Genomic DNA, 15,167 nt, shown 5'->3' on the forward strand with positions numbered 1-15,167 from the left:
TAAGGGTTTAACTATTTACAACACTACCACTAACTGTACCGACACATGGAACGGTGCTGCTTGGATATCGAATTGCGGTGATAATATAGCTCCACAAATTACTACACAGCCTCGTGCTTTCAACTGGAAAGAAACTGAAGGTGCCGGTACTTTGTTGGGTATTGGTACTGACGCAGCTACCATAAGCGTAGCAGCTACCGGAATAGCTCCTCTTGCTTACCAATGGTACGAATTGCCTACAAATCTGAACGCTACTCCTAAGGCTGTGACAGACGGTACAGGAGACGATTCAGATACCTTCACTCCCAGTTTGACCGCTTCGGGCATGCGCCGTTATTACTGCCAAATAACCGACGCTAACGGCAACAGCATAAACAGCGAGATAGCCGAAGTGGCTGTAGGCTGTGGTGCTAAAACGGTGTCAGGTGGTTGGAGTACGTTTATGTGCTACAATTTGGGCGCTACTGTTACAACTATTGCAGCTCAAAAAGCACATCCCAGTCCTGTATATAGTTATGGTGGTACTACTGCTAACGATGCAGAGCGTAACTCCGATGTTTACGGTGACTTATACCAATGGGGTCGTAAAACAGACGGTCACGAGAAGCGTACCAGTGCTGCAACCACTACATTGTCTACTAATAACGATGCTACACTTCCTGCCGGTATTTCCGGTTCCTTTATTAAAATTCCTTCTTATCCTTACAACTGGGTTGATGTAACAAAAGCTACTACCGCCGACCTCAACTGGCGTAACCAGAAAAACGGCACTTACGACCCTTGCCCTACCGGCTGGCGCGTTCCTGCTCAGGGCGAATGGAGTGACATTTTCCGTGGTGGCTCAGCTCCCGGTGCTAAAGCTACTGCTGTAACTAATACTTGGGAGTGGTATTCTACTGGTGGTACCAATGGTTACGAGATCAAACCTGACGGCGAGACTACTACTTTATTTTTGCCCGCCGCCGGCTACCGCGCCGGCAGTAATGACGAGCTCTACTACGTAGGTTCCATTGGCCACTACTGGAGTGGTAGCCTTAGCAGTGTGTACTCGCTCGACTTACACTTCAGTGGTAGTAACGTGTACCCTGCGTACCTGAACTACCGTTCGCACGGCTTCAGTGTACGGTGTATCTCAGAATTATAATATTCCACTTGTTCGGAAAACAAGGAAGAGTATAAGCTAATTCGGAAAATATATTTATTATGCAAAACTCGTTTGGTGAATTTTAGAGGTATCAAACGAGTTTTGTTTTTATTATACATGTGTGCCGATTAGCGAGGCAGGCTCTTACTTTATTCTATCACACATACCAAAGCTTTTGACACAGGTGCCCAGCTATACACAAACTTAGCATGCGAAGTAGCATTACGCACACACATATGCGAACGTGGAGTAGTGCCCAAGGTCCAGCTTCGCTCAATAAAAGTAGAATCGGGCAAATTCACCGGAATACCATGAATATATGCACCATTGCAAAAACGACTGGCAAAAGGTGCAAATCCGCCTATTTCGGTAGTGTTATCGGCAAAGTAATACATCTTACTCTTTTTTTCCTGAACTACAAAAATACCCAACGGAGTTTCTTTTTGCAAAGGAGGCTTCTCCAATCCCGTTGTAGCATGGTCCATACTCCTCACTAACCATTTATCTTCAACCTTTTCGAGAGTAGCTATATTCTGGTTTGCCCTATCCACAAATATAGCTTTTGTAAAAACCGTTACATCCCGAAGCGGTTTTAAATACTTATTGGGAATAAGCCATTCGCCATCAAAATTAGTTCCCCGTACCCGCGAAAATTTTTCGCCTTGCTCCACATATTTAATCAAAGTGCCGTCTATCCCATACCTTTCGGGGATTACCGAATCTAATATATGATAAAGAGGGGCAGCCTGATAACATTCCACACCATAATCGTCGACAATGCGGTCGAAATTATTTTTTCTGTGGTTTTTCACAAGCGGGGCTTCTCCATTTATATTTTTCCTGTTTTGTATAACTCCCCACGATGCCGGATAATACTGTATAGAATCAATATAGGCAATGTTATCCCTTATCTTATCCCATTGAAATTGCCTTGTTGCATTGCGGTAAGGGTAAGAATCCGTAAGAATAAGATTATCATATATAAAATCTTTTTCGATAGCAATATCTGCCGCCTTAGGAAGTAAAACCGGCTTTTCGGCACTACCCGAAGATAAGGTATCATTTACATTTTCTTTAGTTTCCGGCAATTTATCGGCACGATACGAACAGGCATACATAGCAATCATCAGCCCACCAAACAGTACAAAAACATTCCTTTTCATAGTTATACTTAGATTTAATACTTAAACCTAAATAACACACTTTTTGTTTACGAACTGAGATTAAAATAACTTATTTAGACAAGTGTTTATAGAATAGTATTGTTTTTTTTTCGAAGTTTAAATCTTAATTTATGAATACACATTTTTTCTGTTATAAAAAACACAAAGGCTTGAAAACATATTTGTCTCCAAGCCTTTCGTATTCTGATTTTTATTATAACTGAATGTTACAACAATGCTTTGATTTTATCTTCTAAAGCCGATTTCTGAACTGCTCCTACTTGTTTATCAACCAATTCTCCATTTTTGAAAAATAAAATGGTAGGGATATTCCGTATTCCGTATTCTTCAGGAGTTTCGGTATTATCATCTACATTCATTTTTCCAATTTCTACCTGACCTTCATAAGCCTCGGCCAACTCTTCGATAATAGGTGTTATCATACGGCAAGGACCACACCATTCTGCCCAGAAGTCAACAACTACCGGCTTACCACCAGCAATATACTCTTTCAAATTGCTGTCTGTAAATTCTAATGCCATAATATATGTTTTTTATAATTTTATGCAATGATTTTTTAATTACTAAGAACAAGGTTATTACCCCAAAAAGTTTTACAAAGGAAGTCAACTCCTCGCAAAATATCAATAAAAATACAAATAAGTTATCAACAAAATGAGTTAAATGAAATGACATGACATTCCTTAATCCTTAACTTCTACATTTAATATTATACCATCATGTTTCGCTTGCTTTATCATATTGTAAAATTCCTTATTCATATCAAATCTATACTGACGGGCAAATAAGAGGATTTTATCCGTTGAGTTTTCGTCCACCACTTCCACATACAGGTTTGTATTTCCCTTGTTCAACTTTACACTTTCGGCCAGCTTTTCGGCAAAAGGGTCGGTCAACTGTTGGAGCGACACAGTAAGGGTCATACTTTTCAAGAGTTTATGTTTTATTTCGCGCAGCTCGTCAATCTGAAGTATTTTCAGTTCAAGTTCTTTAGGTACATTCGGGTCAGGGTTAACTTTTTTGAACCTGTAATCAGCACCTTTTTCCTGCACAATGGCTGAGATAAACACATACAAGTCCTTTATCATGTATTTACCAAATTCAATATAATTTTTTCCAAACAACGGAAACTCTTGCGAGCCACCATAATCCTCTACAATAAATACTCCATAAGGGTTTCCCGCTTTCGACATTCCGTGACGGATATCCGTTATCAAGCCGCCTACCTTTATTGGCCTGCCTTTTATCTGCTCCAAATCCTTAAGTTCGGTAGTACTTGTATTGCACAGGTATTTCATTTCAAATTCAAACTCATCCAGCGGATGAGACGAGAGGTACATGCCTATCAAATCCCGCTCTTTGTTCAATTTCTCCAATACCGACCATTCAGGAGCATAAGGCAATTCCGGCTTCGAAATCTCAATTACTTCAAAGTCGCCAAACAGCGAGTTCGTATTCAGGGCTTTATCACTCTGGAATTTGTTTCCGTAACGTATCACAGTCTCAAGCACCTGCTCGCCTTTACTGTTTTCTACAAAAAGCTGCTCACGTTTCACATCCGGAAATTCGTCAAATCCACCTGCCAGTGCTAAACTTTCAATAGTTTTTTTATTACAGGCAGTCAGGTTCACACGTTCAATAAAATCGAACATGCTTTTGTATTTGCCATTTTGCTTCCGCTCATTAGAGATAGCAATTACAGCACCCTCGCCTACTCCTTTCACCCCGCCTAAACCAAAACGTATATTTCCCTCACTGTTTACAGTAAAGTTCAAATCACTCTCGTTCACATCAGGCCCAAGCACTTTGATACCCATATTTTTACATTCGTCCATAAACTTACCAACCTCAGTAATGTCGTCTTTACTTCGCGTTAAGTTGGCAGCCATAAACTCGGCAGGATAATGTGCTTTCAGGTAAGCTGTTTGGTATGCAATCCACGAATAACAGGTAGCATGCGATTTATTAAAGGCATATTTGGCAAATTCGGCCCAGTCGCTCCATATTTGTTCCAACTTGCTTTTCGGTCCAAATCCTTTCTTTTCAGCCCCGTCCAGAAATTTTACTTTCAAAGCCTCCATTTTATCAACGAGCTTTTTACCCATCGCTTTCCGTAATTCGTCCGACTGACCGCGTGTGAATCCCGCTAAGTCGCGGCTTAAAAGCATGACTTGCTCCTGATAAACTGTAATACCGTAAGTATCTTTCAAACGGGTTTCCATCTCCGGAAAAGGATATTCTATTTTTTCTCGTCCATGCTTACGGGCAATAAACTGAGGGATATACTGCATCGGACCGGGACGGTATAGCGCATTCATCGCAATTAAATCTTCGAATTGCGTAGGTTGCAGTTCCCGCAGATATTTTTGCATACCGGCCGATTCAAACTGAAATGTACCAACCGTTTGCCCGTTGCTGAAAAGCTCGTAAGTTTTCTGGTCATCCAAAGGGATATTATCAATATCAATGTCAACTCCCCTCGATTTTTTTATGTTTTCGAGCGCATCTTTAATAATAGAGAGAGTTTTAAGCCCCAAGAAGTCCATCTTTATCAAACCTACGTCCTCAATTACCGACCCTTCGTACTGTGTAACCAGCATATCTTCTTTCGTGCCTTTTTCGGCAGCAGTACTCAACGGCACAAAGTTAGTAAGGTCGTCAGCACCAATAATCACACCACAGGCATGCACCCCTACTTGCCGAACTGTCCCTTCAAGCATTTCGGCATATTTCAGCGTATTAGCCAAATTCTCATCATTCGAATAGCGGGCGCTTTGAAGCTCGGGAACATATTTTATACAGTTTGATATATTCACTTTAGGAGACTTTCCGGTTGCATCTTCGGCAAACTTACCAGGCACAAGTTTAGTCAACCGCTCCGCTTCCGAAAGCGGAAGTTTCTGTACACGGGCAACGTCTTTTATCGACGATTTTGTTGCCATTGTACCATAGGTAATAATATGTGCTACACGTTCCTTGCCATATTTATCAGTCACCCAGCGGAGTACCAACGCCCGCCCGTCATCATCAAAGTCAATGTCAATATCGGGCATGGAAATACGGTCGGGATTCAAAAAACGCTCGAACAGCAAGTCATACTTCAGTGGGTCTATATCGGTTATCCGTAAGCAATAGGCCACTACCGAACCCGCAGCCGAACCACGTCCGGGACCTACCGACACACCCATACTGCGGGCTGCATTTATAAAATCCTGAACAATGAGGAAATAACCCGGAAATCCCATTGTTTTCATTGTATGGAGCTCGAACTGGATACGTTCCATTATTTCATCCGAAAAATTCTCTCCGTAGCGTTTTGTAGCTCCTTCCAACGATATTTTTTGAAGATAGTCTGCTTCCAGCTTAATACGATACAACTTATCATACCCACCCAAAACATTTATCTTTTTGTTCGCCTCTTCTTCCGACAATACTACATTTCCCTTTTCATCGCGTGTAAATTCATCAAAAAGGTCTTTCTCCGTATAACGCTGACGGTATTCTTCTTCTGTTCCAAACTCCAATGGGATATCGAACCTCGGCATTATGGGGCCGGAATCGATGCTGAATATTTCTACCTTTTCTGCAATTTCAAACGTATTTTCCAACGCCTCAGGCAAATCCGGAAAAACGGAAGCCATTTCTTCTGTTGTTTTCAGCCATTCTTGCTTTGTATAGCGCATGCGGTCGGGGTCATCCAAGTCCTTACCTGTACTCAGACAGATTAAGCGTTCGTGTGCTTCGGCATGCTCTTCTTCCACAAAATGCACATCATTGCTTGCTATTATTTTGGTATTTGTTTTTCGGGCAAGCTTTATCAGTTCCTCGTTTTGTACGCGCTGCTTTTCATAAGTAGAATAATCTGCATTCGGCTTATCAGTCTTATGCCGTTGCAGTTCTATATAATAATCGTCGCCAAACACACGCTTATGCCACAACACTGCTTCTTCGGCACCTGCAATATCTCCGGCTTCTATCTTTTTGTGTATTTCGCCTCCCAAACATGCTGATGCCACAATAAGCCCTTCGCTATATTTCTCCAGCAACTCGTGGTCGATACGCGGACGGTAATACAGCCCATCTATATAACCTATCGAAATAAGCTTACAAAGGTTTTTGTAACCTGTTTTGTTTTTCGCAAGCAATACAAGGTGGTAACCGCTACGATCTTCTTGGGTTTCTTTTGATTTATGTCCCCGGCGGGCTACATAAGCTTCACACCCTATTATTGCTTTGAAAGGCTTTTTATTCTTCAGCCTTTCCAACTCATCAAGGTAGTTATTTATATCGTTTTCGGCAAGCTGTTTATCAGCCAGTTTTTTTTCAAGTTCACTTATTTTATCCTTTGTTTTTCCATTTATTTTTTTTACATAATTGTAAAATTCTTTTATACCAAACATATTGCCATGGTCGGTAAGGGCAATGGCAGGCATATTGCATTGGATAGCCTTATCTACCAAACCCGGAATAGTAGACATCCCATCGAGGACTGAATAATGTGAATGGACGTGCAAATGGACAAACGAACTCATGTATGCTGCTTAATTTTATGGATTTATAAAAAAGAATGAATTTTCAAGAATTTGTTTTGAATTTTTTCGTAGGTCATATTCTATTTTGTAAAATTCAAAAATGGTTTCTAAATTCAGCAGATAAAGTTACGTTTTTTTACAGGGGATTAAAAGTTTTTTAGGAGAAAGTTATCCACAAATTGGCAAAGGTAAGAGGTAATGAGTTAGAGGTAAATACTTTTACCTTTCTATTCATTTTCCCGATTGATTAAAGCTATGATTTGTTCGGCAATTTCATTATCATTACCATATACTGTATAAGTAGCCTGATTATAAAAATGTTCACGTTTTTTCAGGCTTTCCGACACAAAATGAAGTAATTCTTCATCGCTTTTTCCGGCAACCAGCGGACGCGAGTTTTGAGATGAAATCTGAATACGTGTCTTCAACTCTTCGGGGGCAAATTTTAAATAAAATGTTTTGCCATGCTCATTCATCAACTCCATGTTATTGAAAAAACAAGGCACTCCCCCTCCTGTGGCGATTATTGTATTCTCGAGGGATATTAATTTTTTCAGGTATTCGTTTTCCAGTTTACGAAACGCTTCTTCTCCCTGCTCCGCAAAAATCTCCGAAACTGTTTTATTATGTTCCGATTCTATTAATTTATCCAAATCAACAAAACCGAAGCCCATTTTTTCAGCTACGGCTTTACCTATAGTAGTTTTGCCACAAGCCATGAATCCTATTAAAAAGTAGCGGGACATATTTAATGTTTAATTATCAATGATTAATTATTAAAGAGAAGTAACTCGTAACTATGTGATTATTTTCGTCCAAAATCGGCGGGAATTTCGCCCCATTCGGAGGTTTCCCACTTTATTATCCGGGTAGTATATTCATTTGTTCGCAGCCAATTTTCAGCCCGTTCAATCAGGTCAAAAACAACAGCATTTCTTTCTGTTTCCTTCAATTCTGTTTTAGCTTTTTTATTCCTTACCCAAGCTAACGCGGTTTTGCTATCGGTATATAGCGGCAAATTGCTATTTCTCTGCTTCAACAAAGCCAAGCCATGCACCAATGCCAAAAACTCACCTATATTGTTGGTAGCATCAGGAAAAGGGCCTTGATGAAAAATCAGTTCTTTCGTTCCGGTATATACACCCTGATACTCCATCATACCCGGATTTCCACTACAGGCAGCATCTACCGACAGGCTCTCCCATATAGGGCTTGTTGTGCTCTTATTTTGTTCGGACGATTGACTTACCTTTTTGCCAGCCTTTTTTATATAATCCCGATACGGCGAATTTATCGCTTGGATAGCCTCCTCTTTGGTAGCAAAACCTTTGTAAATAGCAGCTGTAACTCCATGTATCTGCTTTTTACACTCATCCCACGAGTTGTAAATACCCGGAGTTTTTCCTTCCCACACCACAAAATATTTATTTTTACTTTTACTCATTCATATTTGACATTTGCATTTTTTATTATCGAGAAAAAAATGTAATTTTGCCGCTCCTAACAAAGGGTCTTGTAGTTCAATGGATAGAATAGCGGTTTCCTAAACCGTAGATCCGGGTTCGATTCCCGGCGAGACTACTTAACTGAACGTTATCTCTTTTTATTACGAAGGTGTCCCACTATCAATGAGACACCTTCATTTATTTTTATACTATATATGCAAAAATCCTGATTAGTACCCACGGATAGCAGCAATTCCCGGAAGAGTACGTCCTTCAATTGCTTCGAGCAAAGCACCACCACCGGTCGACACGTAAGATACTTTATCGGCAATACCAAACTTATTAACAGCTGCTACCGAGTCGCCACCACCTACAAGCGAGAATGCACCATTTTTGGTAGCTTCCACTATAGCTTCGCCTACAGCGCGTGTTCCGTGAGTGAAATTCTCGAACTCGAAAACTCCTGTAGGACCATTCCAAAGGATTGTTTTCGATTTTTTGATAACGTCAGCAAATTTCTTTTCTGTTTCAGGACCTATATCCAGACCTTCCCAGCCATCAGGAATTTCACCAACAGGTACAAATTGAGTTTTTGCATCATTGCTAAAATCATCTGCTATTTTAGCATCTACCGCCAATACCATATTTACGCCATTCTTTTTAGCTTTTTCCAGCAATTCAAGCGCAAGGTCTAATTTATCATTTTCGCAAATAGAATTTCCGATTTTACCGCCCAATGCTTTGGTGAATGTATAAGTCATTCCACCGGCAATAATAAGGTTATCAACTTTAGTAAGCAGGTTTTCGATGATTTCTATTTTCGAAGATACTTTTGAACCTCCCATAATGGCTGTGAATGGACGGTTAATGTCTGACATTACCTTTTGTACCGCATCCACTTCTTTTTCCATCAGATAACCAAACATTTTATTATCCGTATCAAAATATTCCGCAATAAGTGCAGTAGAAGCATGTGCACGGTGGGCTGTACCGAAAGCGTCATTTACATAACAATCGGCCAACGAAGCCAATTTTTTTGTAAATTCTTTTTGGCTCTCTTTTATTGCTTTTTTAGCAGCAGCTTTTTCTTCGTCTGTTGCATCCTCAGCCAAACCACGTGGTTTACCTTCTTCTTCAGCATAAAAACGTAAGTTTTCGAGCATCAATGCTTCGCCCGGTTTCAAAGCAGCAGCTAATTTTACAGCTTCTTCGCCTACACAATCGGGAGCAAATTTAACTTCGATGCCTAACAACTCAGATACACGTGGGAGAATAGACTTCAATGAATATTTAGAATCCGGATTTTTTTTCGGGCGACCCATATGTGACGCAATGATAGGGCTTCCGCCATCGGATAATATTTTTTTCAGGGTAGGAAGTGCCGCACGGATACGGGTATCATCTGTAATATTAAAGTTCTCATCCAAAGGCACATTAAAGTCCACACGAACAAATGGTTTTCTGCCTGCAAAGTTAAATTTCTCAATTGTTTGCATAATGTTATTATTTGATAGTTTTATAATTAATCTTGATTACAAATAGGCTGCAAAGGTAAACATTTATTTGCAAAATATCATTTCAGCATTTACAAATTATTGCAAATAAATAAGCCGCCACAAACACTTGTTTACGAGTTTACAAGTGCCATTCCCCCACAATATACTAATTCGTTTTGTAAGTGAATTTAACTTGTTGTAATTGCTCGTTTGCTTCTACTATTTTCTTCTTCAAATTTTCTTTGTATTCGGCAAGCTTTTTTTGCAGGTTTTTGTCTCCTACTGCAAGCATTTGCACCGCAAGGATAGCGGCGTTTAACGATGCGTTTATACCAACAGTAGCTACAGGGATTCCCGGAGGCATTTGTACAATAGCCAGTAAAGCATCCATCCCGTCGAGGCTTGCACTAATAGGCACACCTATTACCGGAACAGTTGTCATAGAAGCAATTACACCCGGCAAATGTGCCGCCATACCTGCAGCAGCAATAATCACTTCTATTCCTCTATCTTGCGCTTGTGTTGCAAAACTCTCTACTTCGCGCGGCGTGCGGTGAGCCGATAAGGCATTCATCTCGAAAGGGATTTCAAATTCATTCAAAAGCACAGCCGCTTTCTCCATGATAGGCAGGTCGGAGGTACTGCCCATGATAATGCTTATTTTTGGGGTCATAAACTATATTTTAAAAGTAAAATAAAAAGATAAGAACCACCGGGAACACAAAAAACATCCCCTAACGATTCTTATCCCATATATTGTAAATCAATCCTTATTTCCCAATCAGTGCCTTATACTCGGCATCAGACAAAAGAGCATTTACGTCATTAACATTTGCTGCTTTTACCTTTATCATCCAGCCTTTTCCGTATGGGTCATCATTTACAAGTTCCGGAGTATCTTCCAAGTCTTGGTTAAATTCAATCACTTCCCCGGCTATTGGCAAATACAGGTCTGATACGGTTTTTACAGCTTCTACTGTACCGAACACCTCGTCGGCCGATAATGTTTCGCCTACTGTTTCAACTTCAACAAATACTATTTCGCCCAGTTCGCTCTGAGCGTAGTCTGTGATTCCTACGTAAACAATATCACCTTCAACACGAAGCCATTCGTGTTCTTTTGTGTACTTTAAGTTTGATGGTACGTTCATTTGGTCAATTTTTTTATTTTTAAATTTATAATTAGTTATTATTTATTTCCAATGTACAAAGTAAAGGATAATGATCGGAATATTTCACTTTATCTATCTTAAATTTTAATGGAATAATGTTTTTATTACAAAAAACATAATCGATACGGAACTTATACAGGCTTTCGGTAAAAGTGGAGCCAAACCCGAACCCAAGTTCTTCGAAAACATCTATCTGTTCTCCTCTTACTTTAGTATAAGCATACGACAAGGGTACATCATTGAAATCGCCACAAACAACCGTTTTATAAGGAGAGTTGCTCACTACCTCCGCCACTATATCAGCCTGTACAGCCCTCGTTTTGTAAGCCACCCCCAGTTTGCGCGACAATTGGATAGCTACGTTTGACAAGCTCTCCGTATCAAAGTTTTTACGAAGCTCCAATGGCATTGCTTTGTCCTTCTCGGTAAGCCTGTTCGATTCCAAATGACAGTTTATAAACCTCAATGTATCTTTTTTTACAACTATATCCGAAAAGATAGCCGAGTTTTGCCGCGACGTATAGTCTATCGCTTGCTTATTTATAATCGGATATTTTGAGAAAGTGGCAATTCCTAAACTTCTACGTTTGTTTTGGTCTTTATAGTATATATGCTGATAAGGATACTTCTTTTTCAACATACTTGTTATATCCCTATGGGTCAGATAATCATCATTTTCAGACACAACAAACTCCTGTAAGCAAATCACATCTGCATCACAATCCAACACATATTGCACTACCTGATTTGGAGATTCAGCCGTATGTTTCTTCATCCTGCCAAGTACCCATGTATTATAACTCAGCATAGTGAAAGCATTCTCCGAAACTTCTTTCTTTTTTACATTAATATTTACCGGGAATAATATCTTCAGAGACGAGTATGACAAAACTAAAAACACGAGCGAAAATAAAAAATACCATTTCTTAAATACAAGCCAGAAAACAACAAACAAAACATTTGCAACTACAAAAACCGGCAACACAAGCTCCAAGTAGGATGGTATAAGAATCTTTTCGGGACTCATATTAGTACCCAAAAAAGCAATCGCTGCACAGATTATTGCAACGAAATTAATGAACAAAAATATGCCGCGTACAATTTTCAACTCCGGTTATGTATTTGATGGAAAAACAAAAATACAAATTTATTTTTTCCCTTGTTCAAATAACTTTCTCTTTTCATCAGCAGTAAGGCTATCATACCCCGACGCCTTTATTTTATCCAAAATCCGGTCTATTTCGGCCATGCTGTTAGCCTTGTTCATATTGTATTCTTCGTCTGTCATTTTATGGTACGAAGAATTATTCTTAGTTTTTTTCCCTTTCTTTACTTTCAGCGGGTTAGGACGAAATATGTTTACCACCCAATCAGCCAGCCTATTAACCCATGCTGTAATATCGGTGCCCTTATTCAGCAGGGCAACAAACAGATAACCTGAAAGCGCACCGCCCAAATGTGCAAACTCGCCGCCTGCATTATCGGAGGTAATACCAAAAAAACTAACCAAAACGGCAACTATAGCAATATATTTCAGCTTCACCCCTCCAAAAAGAAGCAAGCGAACCTCCATGTTCGGAAGTTTGAAAGCCGATGCCACTACAATGGCCATAATAGAACCGGAAGCACCCAACAAGATACTATAAGGAATTTTATCGGCAAAATAAGGAAATATATTATAGGCCGCAACATAAAAAAGAGCCGCAACAAGACCTCCTACAAAATACAAACCGACTAAATGCCTGCTGGAATAAACAGATAAAAAGATCTTACCAAACCAGTAAAGGCACAGCATATTAAAAAACAGATGAAAAAAGCCGTCGTGCAAAAACATATAGCTAATAGGAGTCCACACACGATGCAACAACTGCGGCAGGTCGGCAGGTACGGCAAACCAATGAAGAATAAAGCCAGCCTGCATATTAAACAGGCGAAGAACGATTACAACTGCTTTAAGTAACACAAAAACAGCTACATTCACATAAATCAGCTTTATTAAAGCATCACCTTTCTTAAAAGTAAGTTTTATATTTTCCCAGACATTCATGACAAAGTTACGAGTTACAAGTTACAAGTCTAATTTTCTGAATATTAAATATAAAAATAATATCATTTTTCTGAATTCTGAATTCTGAATTCTTTAATTATAGAGTCGTCCCTTCTTTTTCCAGTAAAGTATAAGGATTATTCCGAACAACATTCCTCCCACATGAGCAAAGTGCGCAATACTATCGCCAGCCCTGTTGGCAAAACCTAAATATAGCTCTATCAACCCATATCCAACAACAAAATACTTCGCTTTTATTGGTATTGGGATAAACATAATGTATATGTTGGTGTTGGGAAACAACATGCCGAATGCCAACAGTATTCCAAATACAGAGCCGGAAGCACCTACAGTATAAAAATAACTGAGATAATCTGCTTTCATCTGAATTAGCAGTGGAGTATCAACCGCATTCCAAGAATTAACTTTAAAACTCGCTGCAATAAAGTCTTTATAAGGCTCTATGCTCCCTCCCGAAGCTACATCACTTATAGCATTATTAAAAGTAGTAATTGCAGGCTGAAACTCAATCGTATAAACAATCTGCTGTATTATTCCGGCACCGATTCCGGTAACCATATAATAAAACAAAAAACGTTTCGACCCCCATGCTTGCTCAAGTGCGCTCCCAAACATATACACCGCAAACATATTGAAAAACACATGGGATAAACCGCCGTGCATGAACATATAAGTTACGAGCTGCACCGGATTAAATTTATCAGAAGCCCAATAATGCATTCCAAGCACATTATTCAAGTCGATACCCCAACGTCGGACTACAATAGTGGCCAACCAAAGTATAAAATTTATAATAATCAGGTTTTTTACAACCGGGGGCATCGAATTCCAAAGCGAAGGTCGGTAATTATTCATTATTCTATATATATTTTTTTAGACGAGAAAGTATAAACTTATGAAAACATTATTTATATCAAAATAAAAGTATGATTTATTTTGCAAAAATAAAGAATAAAAGCATCGTAGAATATGTTTTCTAACATATTTTGTGAATAAAAGGGCAAAAAGCATTCACTTTCGGATTTAAAATCTTGCGTATTTGATACAAAAAACTACTTTTGTATAGTCAAAATTATGTTTAATTGTTTCTAAATAAAAAAGATTACCATGAACAAAGCTGATTTAATCAATGCCATTTCTACACAAAGCGGACTTAGCAAGGCCGACTCAAAAAAAGCAATCGATGCTGTAGTTAAAAGTATTACCGATGCACTTGCAGCAGGCGATAAAGTTAGCCTGATAGGTTTTGGTACATTTTCGGTTGCCACCCGCGCCGAGCGTCAGGGAATAAACCCCGCTACCAAAAAAGCAATTACTATCCCCGCCCGCAAAGCAGCTAAATTTAAAGCTGGCGCAGAATTGGCAAACGCTATCAACAAATAAATTCTATATTTATTTCTCACACATAACAAAACGACCATAATTAGCGTATTGTACGTCAATTATGGTCGTTTCATTTTTATAAATTAGTGACCTACGGTTACGAAAATCCGTTTTTCAAGTTAGCATACTTTTCTTAAATGCATCCAGACATTATAAATCCGCAATACACCGTACACTGAAGCCGTGCCCACGGCTGGCAATGTCCGCAGTGTACACGCTACTACCATTGAAGCTCAGGTAGAACGAGGTATAACTGTAAACGCTACCACTCCAGTAGTGGCCGAAAGAACCTACGTAGTAGAGCTCGCCATTACCACGGTCGCGATAGCCGGCGGCGGGCAAAAATAAAGTGGTAGTCTCGCCGTCGGGCTTAATCTCGTAACCGGCAGTACCGTTAGCAGCAGCATGCCACTCCCAAGTATTAGCTACAGCATTGCCCGAAGCACCGGAAGTAGAACCACCACAGAAAATATCACTCCATTCGCCCTGAGCAGGAACACGCCATCCGGCAGGACATGGGTCGTAAGTGCCGTTTTTCTGGTTACGCCAGTTGATGTCAGCAGCAGGAGCTTTTGCTACATCAACCCAGTTGTAAGGATAAGAAGGAGCTTTAATAAATGAACCGGAAATATCGGCAGGAAGTGTAGCAGCGTTGTTAGTAGACAATGTAGTGGTTGCAGCACTGGTACGCTTCTCGTGACCGTCAGTTTTACGACCCCATTGGTATAAGTCACCGTAAACAG

14 protein-coding genes and 1 tRNA gene are annotated in these 15,167 nt (G+C 39.7%); 3 read left to right on the forward strand and 12 right to left on the reverse strand.

The window, feature by feature from the left end; genetic code table 11:
• The coding region (locus tag D0T49_RS11365; RefSeq protein WP_239057066.1) for a fibrobacter succinogenes major paralogous domain-containing protein at positions 1 to 1,144 on the forward strand (1,144 nt) is incomplete at its 5' end.
• Between the two features lie 149 nt (positions 1,145 to 1,293).
• Here D0T49_RS11365 and D0T49_RS11370 read toward each other — a convergent pair.
• From D0T49_RS11370 to D0T49_RS11390, 5 genes are all read right to left on the reverse strand, one after another.
• On the reverse strand, positions 1,294 to 2,307 hold the full coding sequence (locus tag D0T49_RS11370) for a L,D-transpeptidase (RefSeq protein WP_163631516.1): 1,014 nt from the start codon (positions 2,305 to 2,307) through the stop codon (positions 1,294 to 1,296).
• 227 nt (positions 2,308 to 2,534) lie between these two features.
• Complete coding sequence (gene trxA / locus D0T49_RS11375) at positions 2,535 to 2,849, reverse strand: thioredoxin (RefSeq protein ID WP_163631519.1); 315 nt, start codon at positions 2,847 to 2,849, stop codon at positions 2,535 to 2,537.
• 162 nt (positions 2,850 to 3,011) lie between these two features.
• Positions 3,012 to 6,860 carry a DNA polymerase III subunit alpha gene (dnaE, locus tag D0T49_RS11380; protein ID WP_163631522.1) on the reverse strand — a complete coding sequence of 1,283 codons (3,849 nt, stop codon included), beginning with the start codon at positions 6,858 to 6,860 and terminating at the stop codon, positions 3,012 to 3,014.
• A gap of 227 nt (positions 6,861 to 7,087) precedes the next feature.
• Complete coding sequence (locus D0T49_RS11385; protein WP_163631525.1) at positions 7,088 to 7,606, reverse strand: shikimate kinase; 519 nt, start codon at positions 7,604 to 7,606, stop codon at positions 7,088 to 7,090.
• Positions 7,607 to 7,665: 59 nt separating this feature from the next.
• Entirely contained in the window at positions 7,666 to 8,304 is a 639-nt protein-coding gene (locus D0T49_RS11390; protein WP_163631528.1) for a viroplasmin family protein, read from the reverse strand.
• Positions 8,305 to 8,369: 65 nt separating this feature from the next.
• On the opposite strand from D0T49_RS11390, the gene D0T49_RS11395 reads away from it, so the two are divergent.
• Positions 8,370 to 8,441, forward strand: a tRNA-Arg gene (locus D0T49_RS11395).
• A gap of 94 nt (positions 8,442 to 8,535) precedes the next feature.
• Here the strand turns inward: D0T49_RS11395 and pgk are convergent.
• From pgk to D0T49_RS11425, 6 genes are all read right to left on the reverse strand, one after another.
• A complete protein-coding gene (gene pgk / locus D0T49_RS11400; RefSeq protein WP_163631531.1) occupies positions 8,536 to 9,801 on the reverse strand; it encodes a phosphoglycerate kinase in 1,266 nt (421 codons plus the stop codon).
• 166 nt (positions 9,802 to 9,967) lie between these two features.
• Positions 9,968 to 10,474, reverse strand: coding sequence for a 5-(carboxyamino)imidazole ribonucleotide mutase (purE, locus tag D0T49_RS11405; protein ID WP_163631534.1), 507 nt, complete (start codon positions 10,472 to 10,474; stop codon positions 9,968 to 9,970).
• Between the two features lie 97 nt (positions 10,475 to 10,571).
• The gene (gene gcvH / locus D0T49_RS11410) at positions 10,572 to 10,952 is read right to left on the reverse strand and encodes a glycine cleavage system protein GcvH (RefSeq protein ID WP_163631537.1); all 381 of its coding nucleotides are present in this window, start codon (positions 10,950 to 10,952) and stop codon (positions 10,572 to 10,574) included.
• A 31-nt stretch (positions 10,953 to 10,983) separates the two neighbouring features.
• Complete coding sequence (locus tag D0T49_RS11415) at positions 10,984 to 12,000, reverse strand: endonuclease/exonuclease/phosphatase family protein (RefSeq protein WP_163631540.1); 1,017 nt, start codon at positions 11,998 to 12,000, stop codon at positions 10,984 to 10,986.
• Positions 12,001 to 12,120: 120 nt separating this feature from the next.
• Positions 12,121 to 13,020 (reverse strand): rhomboid family intramembrane serine protease, encoded by a 900-nt coding sequence (locus D0T49_RS11420; RefSeq protein ID WP_163631543.1) that lies wholly within the window; start codon positions 13,018 to 13,020, stop codon positions 12,121 to 12,123.
• Between the two features lie 93 nt (positions 13,021 to 13,113).
• Complete coding sequence (locus tag D0T49_RS11425) at positions 13,114 to 13,863, reverse strand: rhomboid family intramembrane serine protease (RefSeq protein WP_163631550.1); 750 nt, start codon at positions 13,861 to 13,863, stop codon at positions 13,114 to 13,116.
• 285 nt (positions 13,864 to 14,148) lie between these two features.
• On the opposite strand from D0T49_RS11425, the gene D0T49_RS11430 reads away from it, so the two are divergent.
• Positions 14,149 to 14,424 carry an HU family DNA-binding protein gene (locus D0T49_RS11430; protein ID WP_163631546.1) on the forward strand — a complete coding sequence of 92 codons (276 nt, stop codon included), beginning with the start codon at positions 14,149 to 14,151 and terminating at the stop codon, positions 14,422 to 14,424.
• A 150-nt stretch (positions 14,425 to 14,574) separates the two neighbouring features.
• Here D0T49_RS11430 and D0T49_RS11435 read toward each other — a convergent pair.
• On the reverse strand, positions 14,575 to 15,167 hold a 593-nt coding region (locus D0T49_RS11435; RefSeq protein ID WP_239057067.1), incomplete at its 5' end, for a fibrobacter succinogenes major paralogous domain-containing protein.

It is taken from the genome of Paludibacter sp. 221 (assembly GCF_010501035.1).
Lineage (GTDB): Bacteria > Bacteroidota > Bacteroidia > Bacteroidales > Paludibacteraceae > QVMH01.

Excerpts from the sequence above, each read along its gene's own strand:
- D0T49_RS11370 (WP_163631516.1), bottom strand. The coding sequence starts at position 2,307 with ATGAAAAGGAATGTTTTTGTACTGTTTGGTGGGCTGATGATTGCTATG.
- trxA (WP_163631519.1), bottom strand. The coding sequence starts at position 2,849 with ATGGCATTAGAATTTACAGACAGCAATTTGAAAGAGTATATTGCTGGT.
- dnaE (WP_163631522.1), bottom strand. The coding sequence starts at position 6,860 with ATGAGTTCGTTTGTCCATTTGCACGTCCATTCACATTATTCAGTCCTC.
- D0T49_RS11385 (WP_163631525.1), bottom strand. The coding sequence starts at position 7,606 with ATGTCCCGCTACTTTTTAATAGGATTCATGGCTTGTGGCAAAACTACT.
- D0T49_RS11390 (WP_163631528.1), bottom strand. The coding sequence starts at position 8,304 with ATGAGTAAAAGTAAAAATAAATATTTTGTGGTGTGGGAAGGAAAAACT.
- pgk (WP_163631531.1), bottom strand. The coding sequence starts at position 9,801 with ATGCAAACAATTGAGAAATTTAACTTTGCAGGCAGAAAACCATTTGTT.
- purE (WP_163631534.1), bottom strand. The coding sequence starts at position 10,474 with ATGACCCCAAAAATAAGCATTATCATGGGCAGTACCTCCGACCTGCCT.
- gcvH (WP_163631537.1), bottom strand. The coding sequence starts at position 10,952 with ATGAACGTACCATCAAACTTAAAGTACACAAAAGAACACGAATGGCTT.
- D0T49_RS11415 (WP_163631540.1), bottom strand. The coding sequence starts at position 12,000 with ATGAGTCCCGAAAAGATTCTTATACCATCCTACTTGGAGCTTGTGTTG.
- D0T49_RS11420 (WP_163631543.1), bottom strand. The coding sequence starts at position 13,020 with ATGAATGTCTGGGAAAATATAAAACTTACTTTTAAGAAAGGTGATGCT.
- D0T49_RS11425 (WP_163631550.1), bottom strand. The coding sequence starts at position 13,863 with ATGCCCCCGGTTGTAAAAAACCTGATTATTATAAATTTTATACTTTGG.
- D0T49_RS11430 (WP_163631546.1), top strand. The coding sequence starts at position 14,149 with ATGAACAAAGCTGATTTAATCAATGCCATTTCTACACAAAGCGGACTT.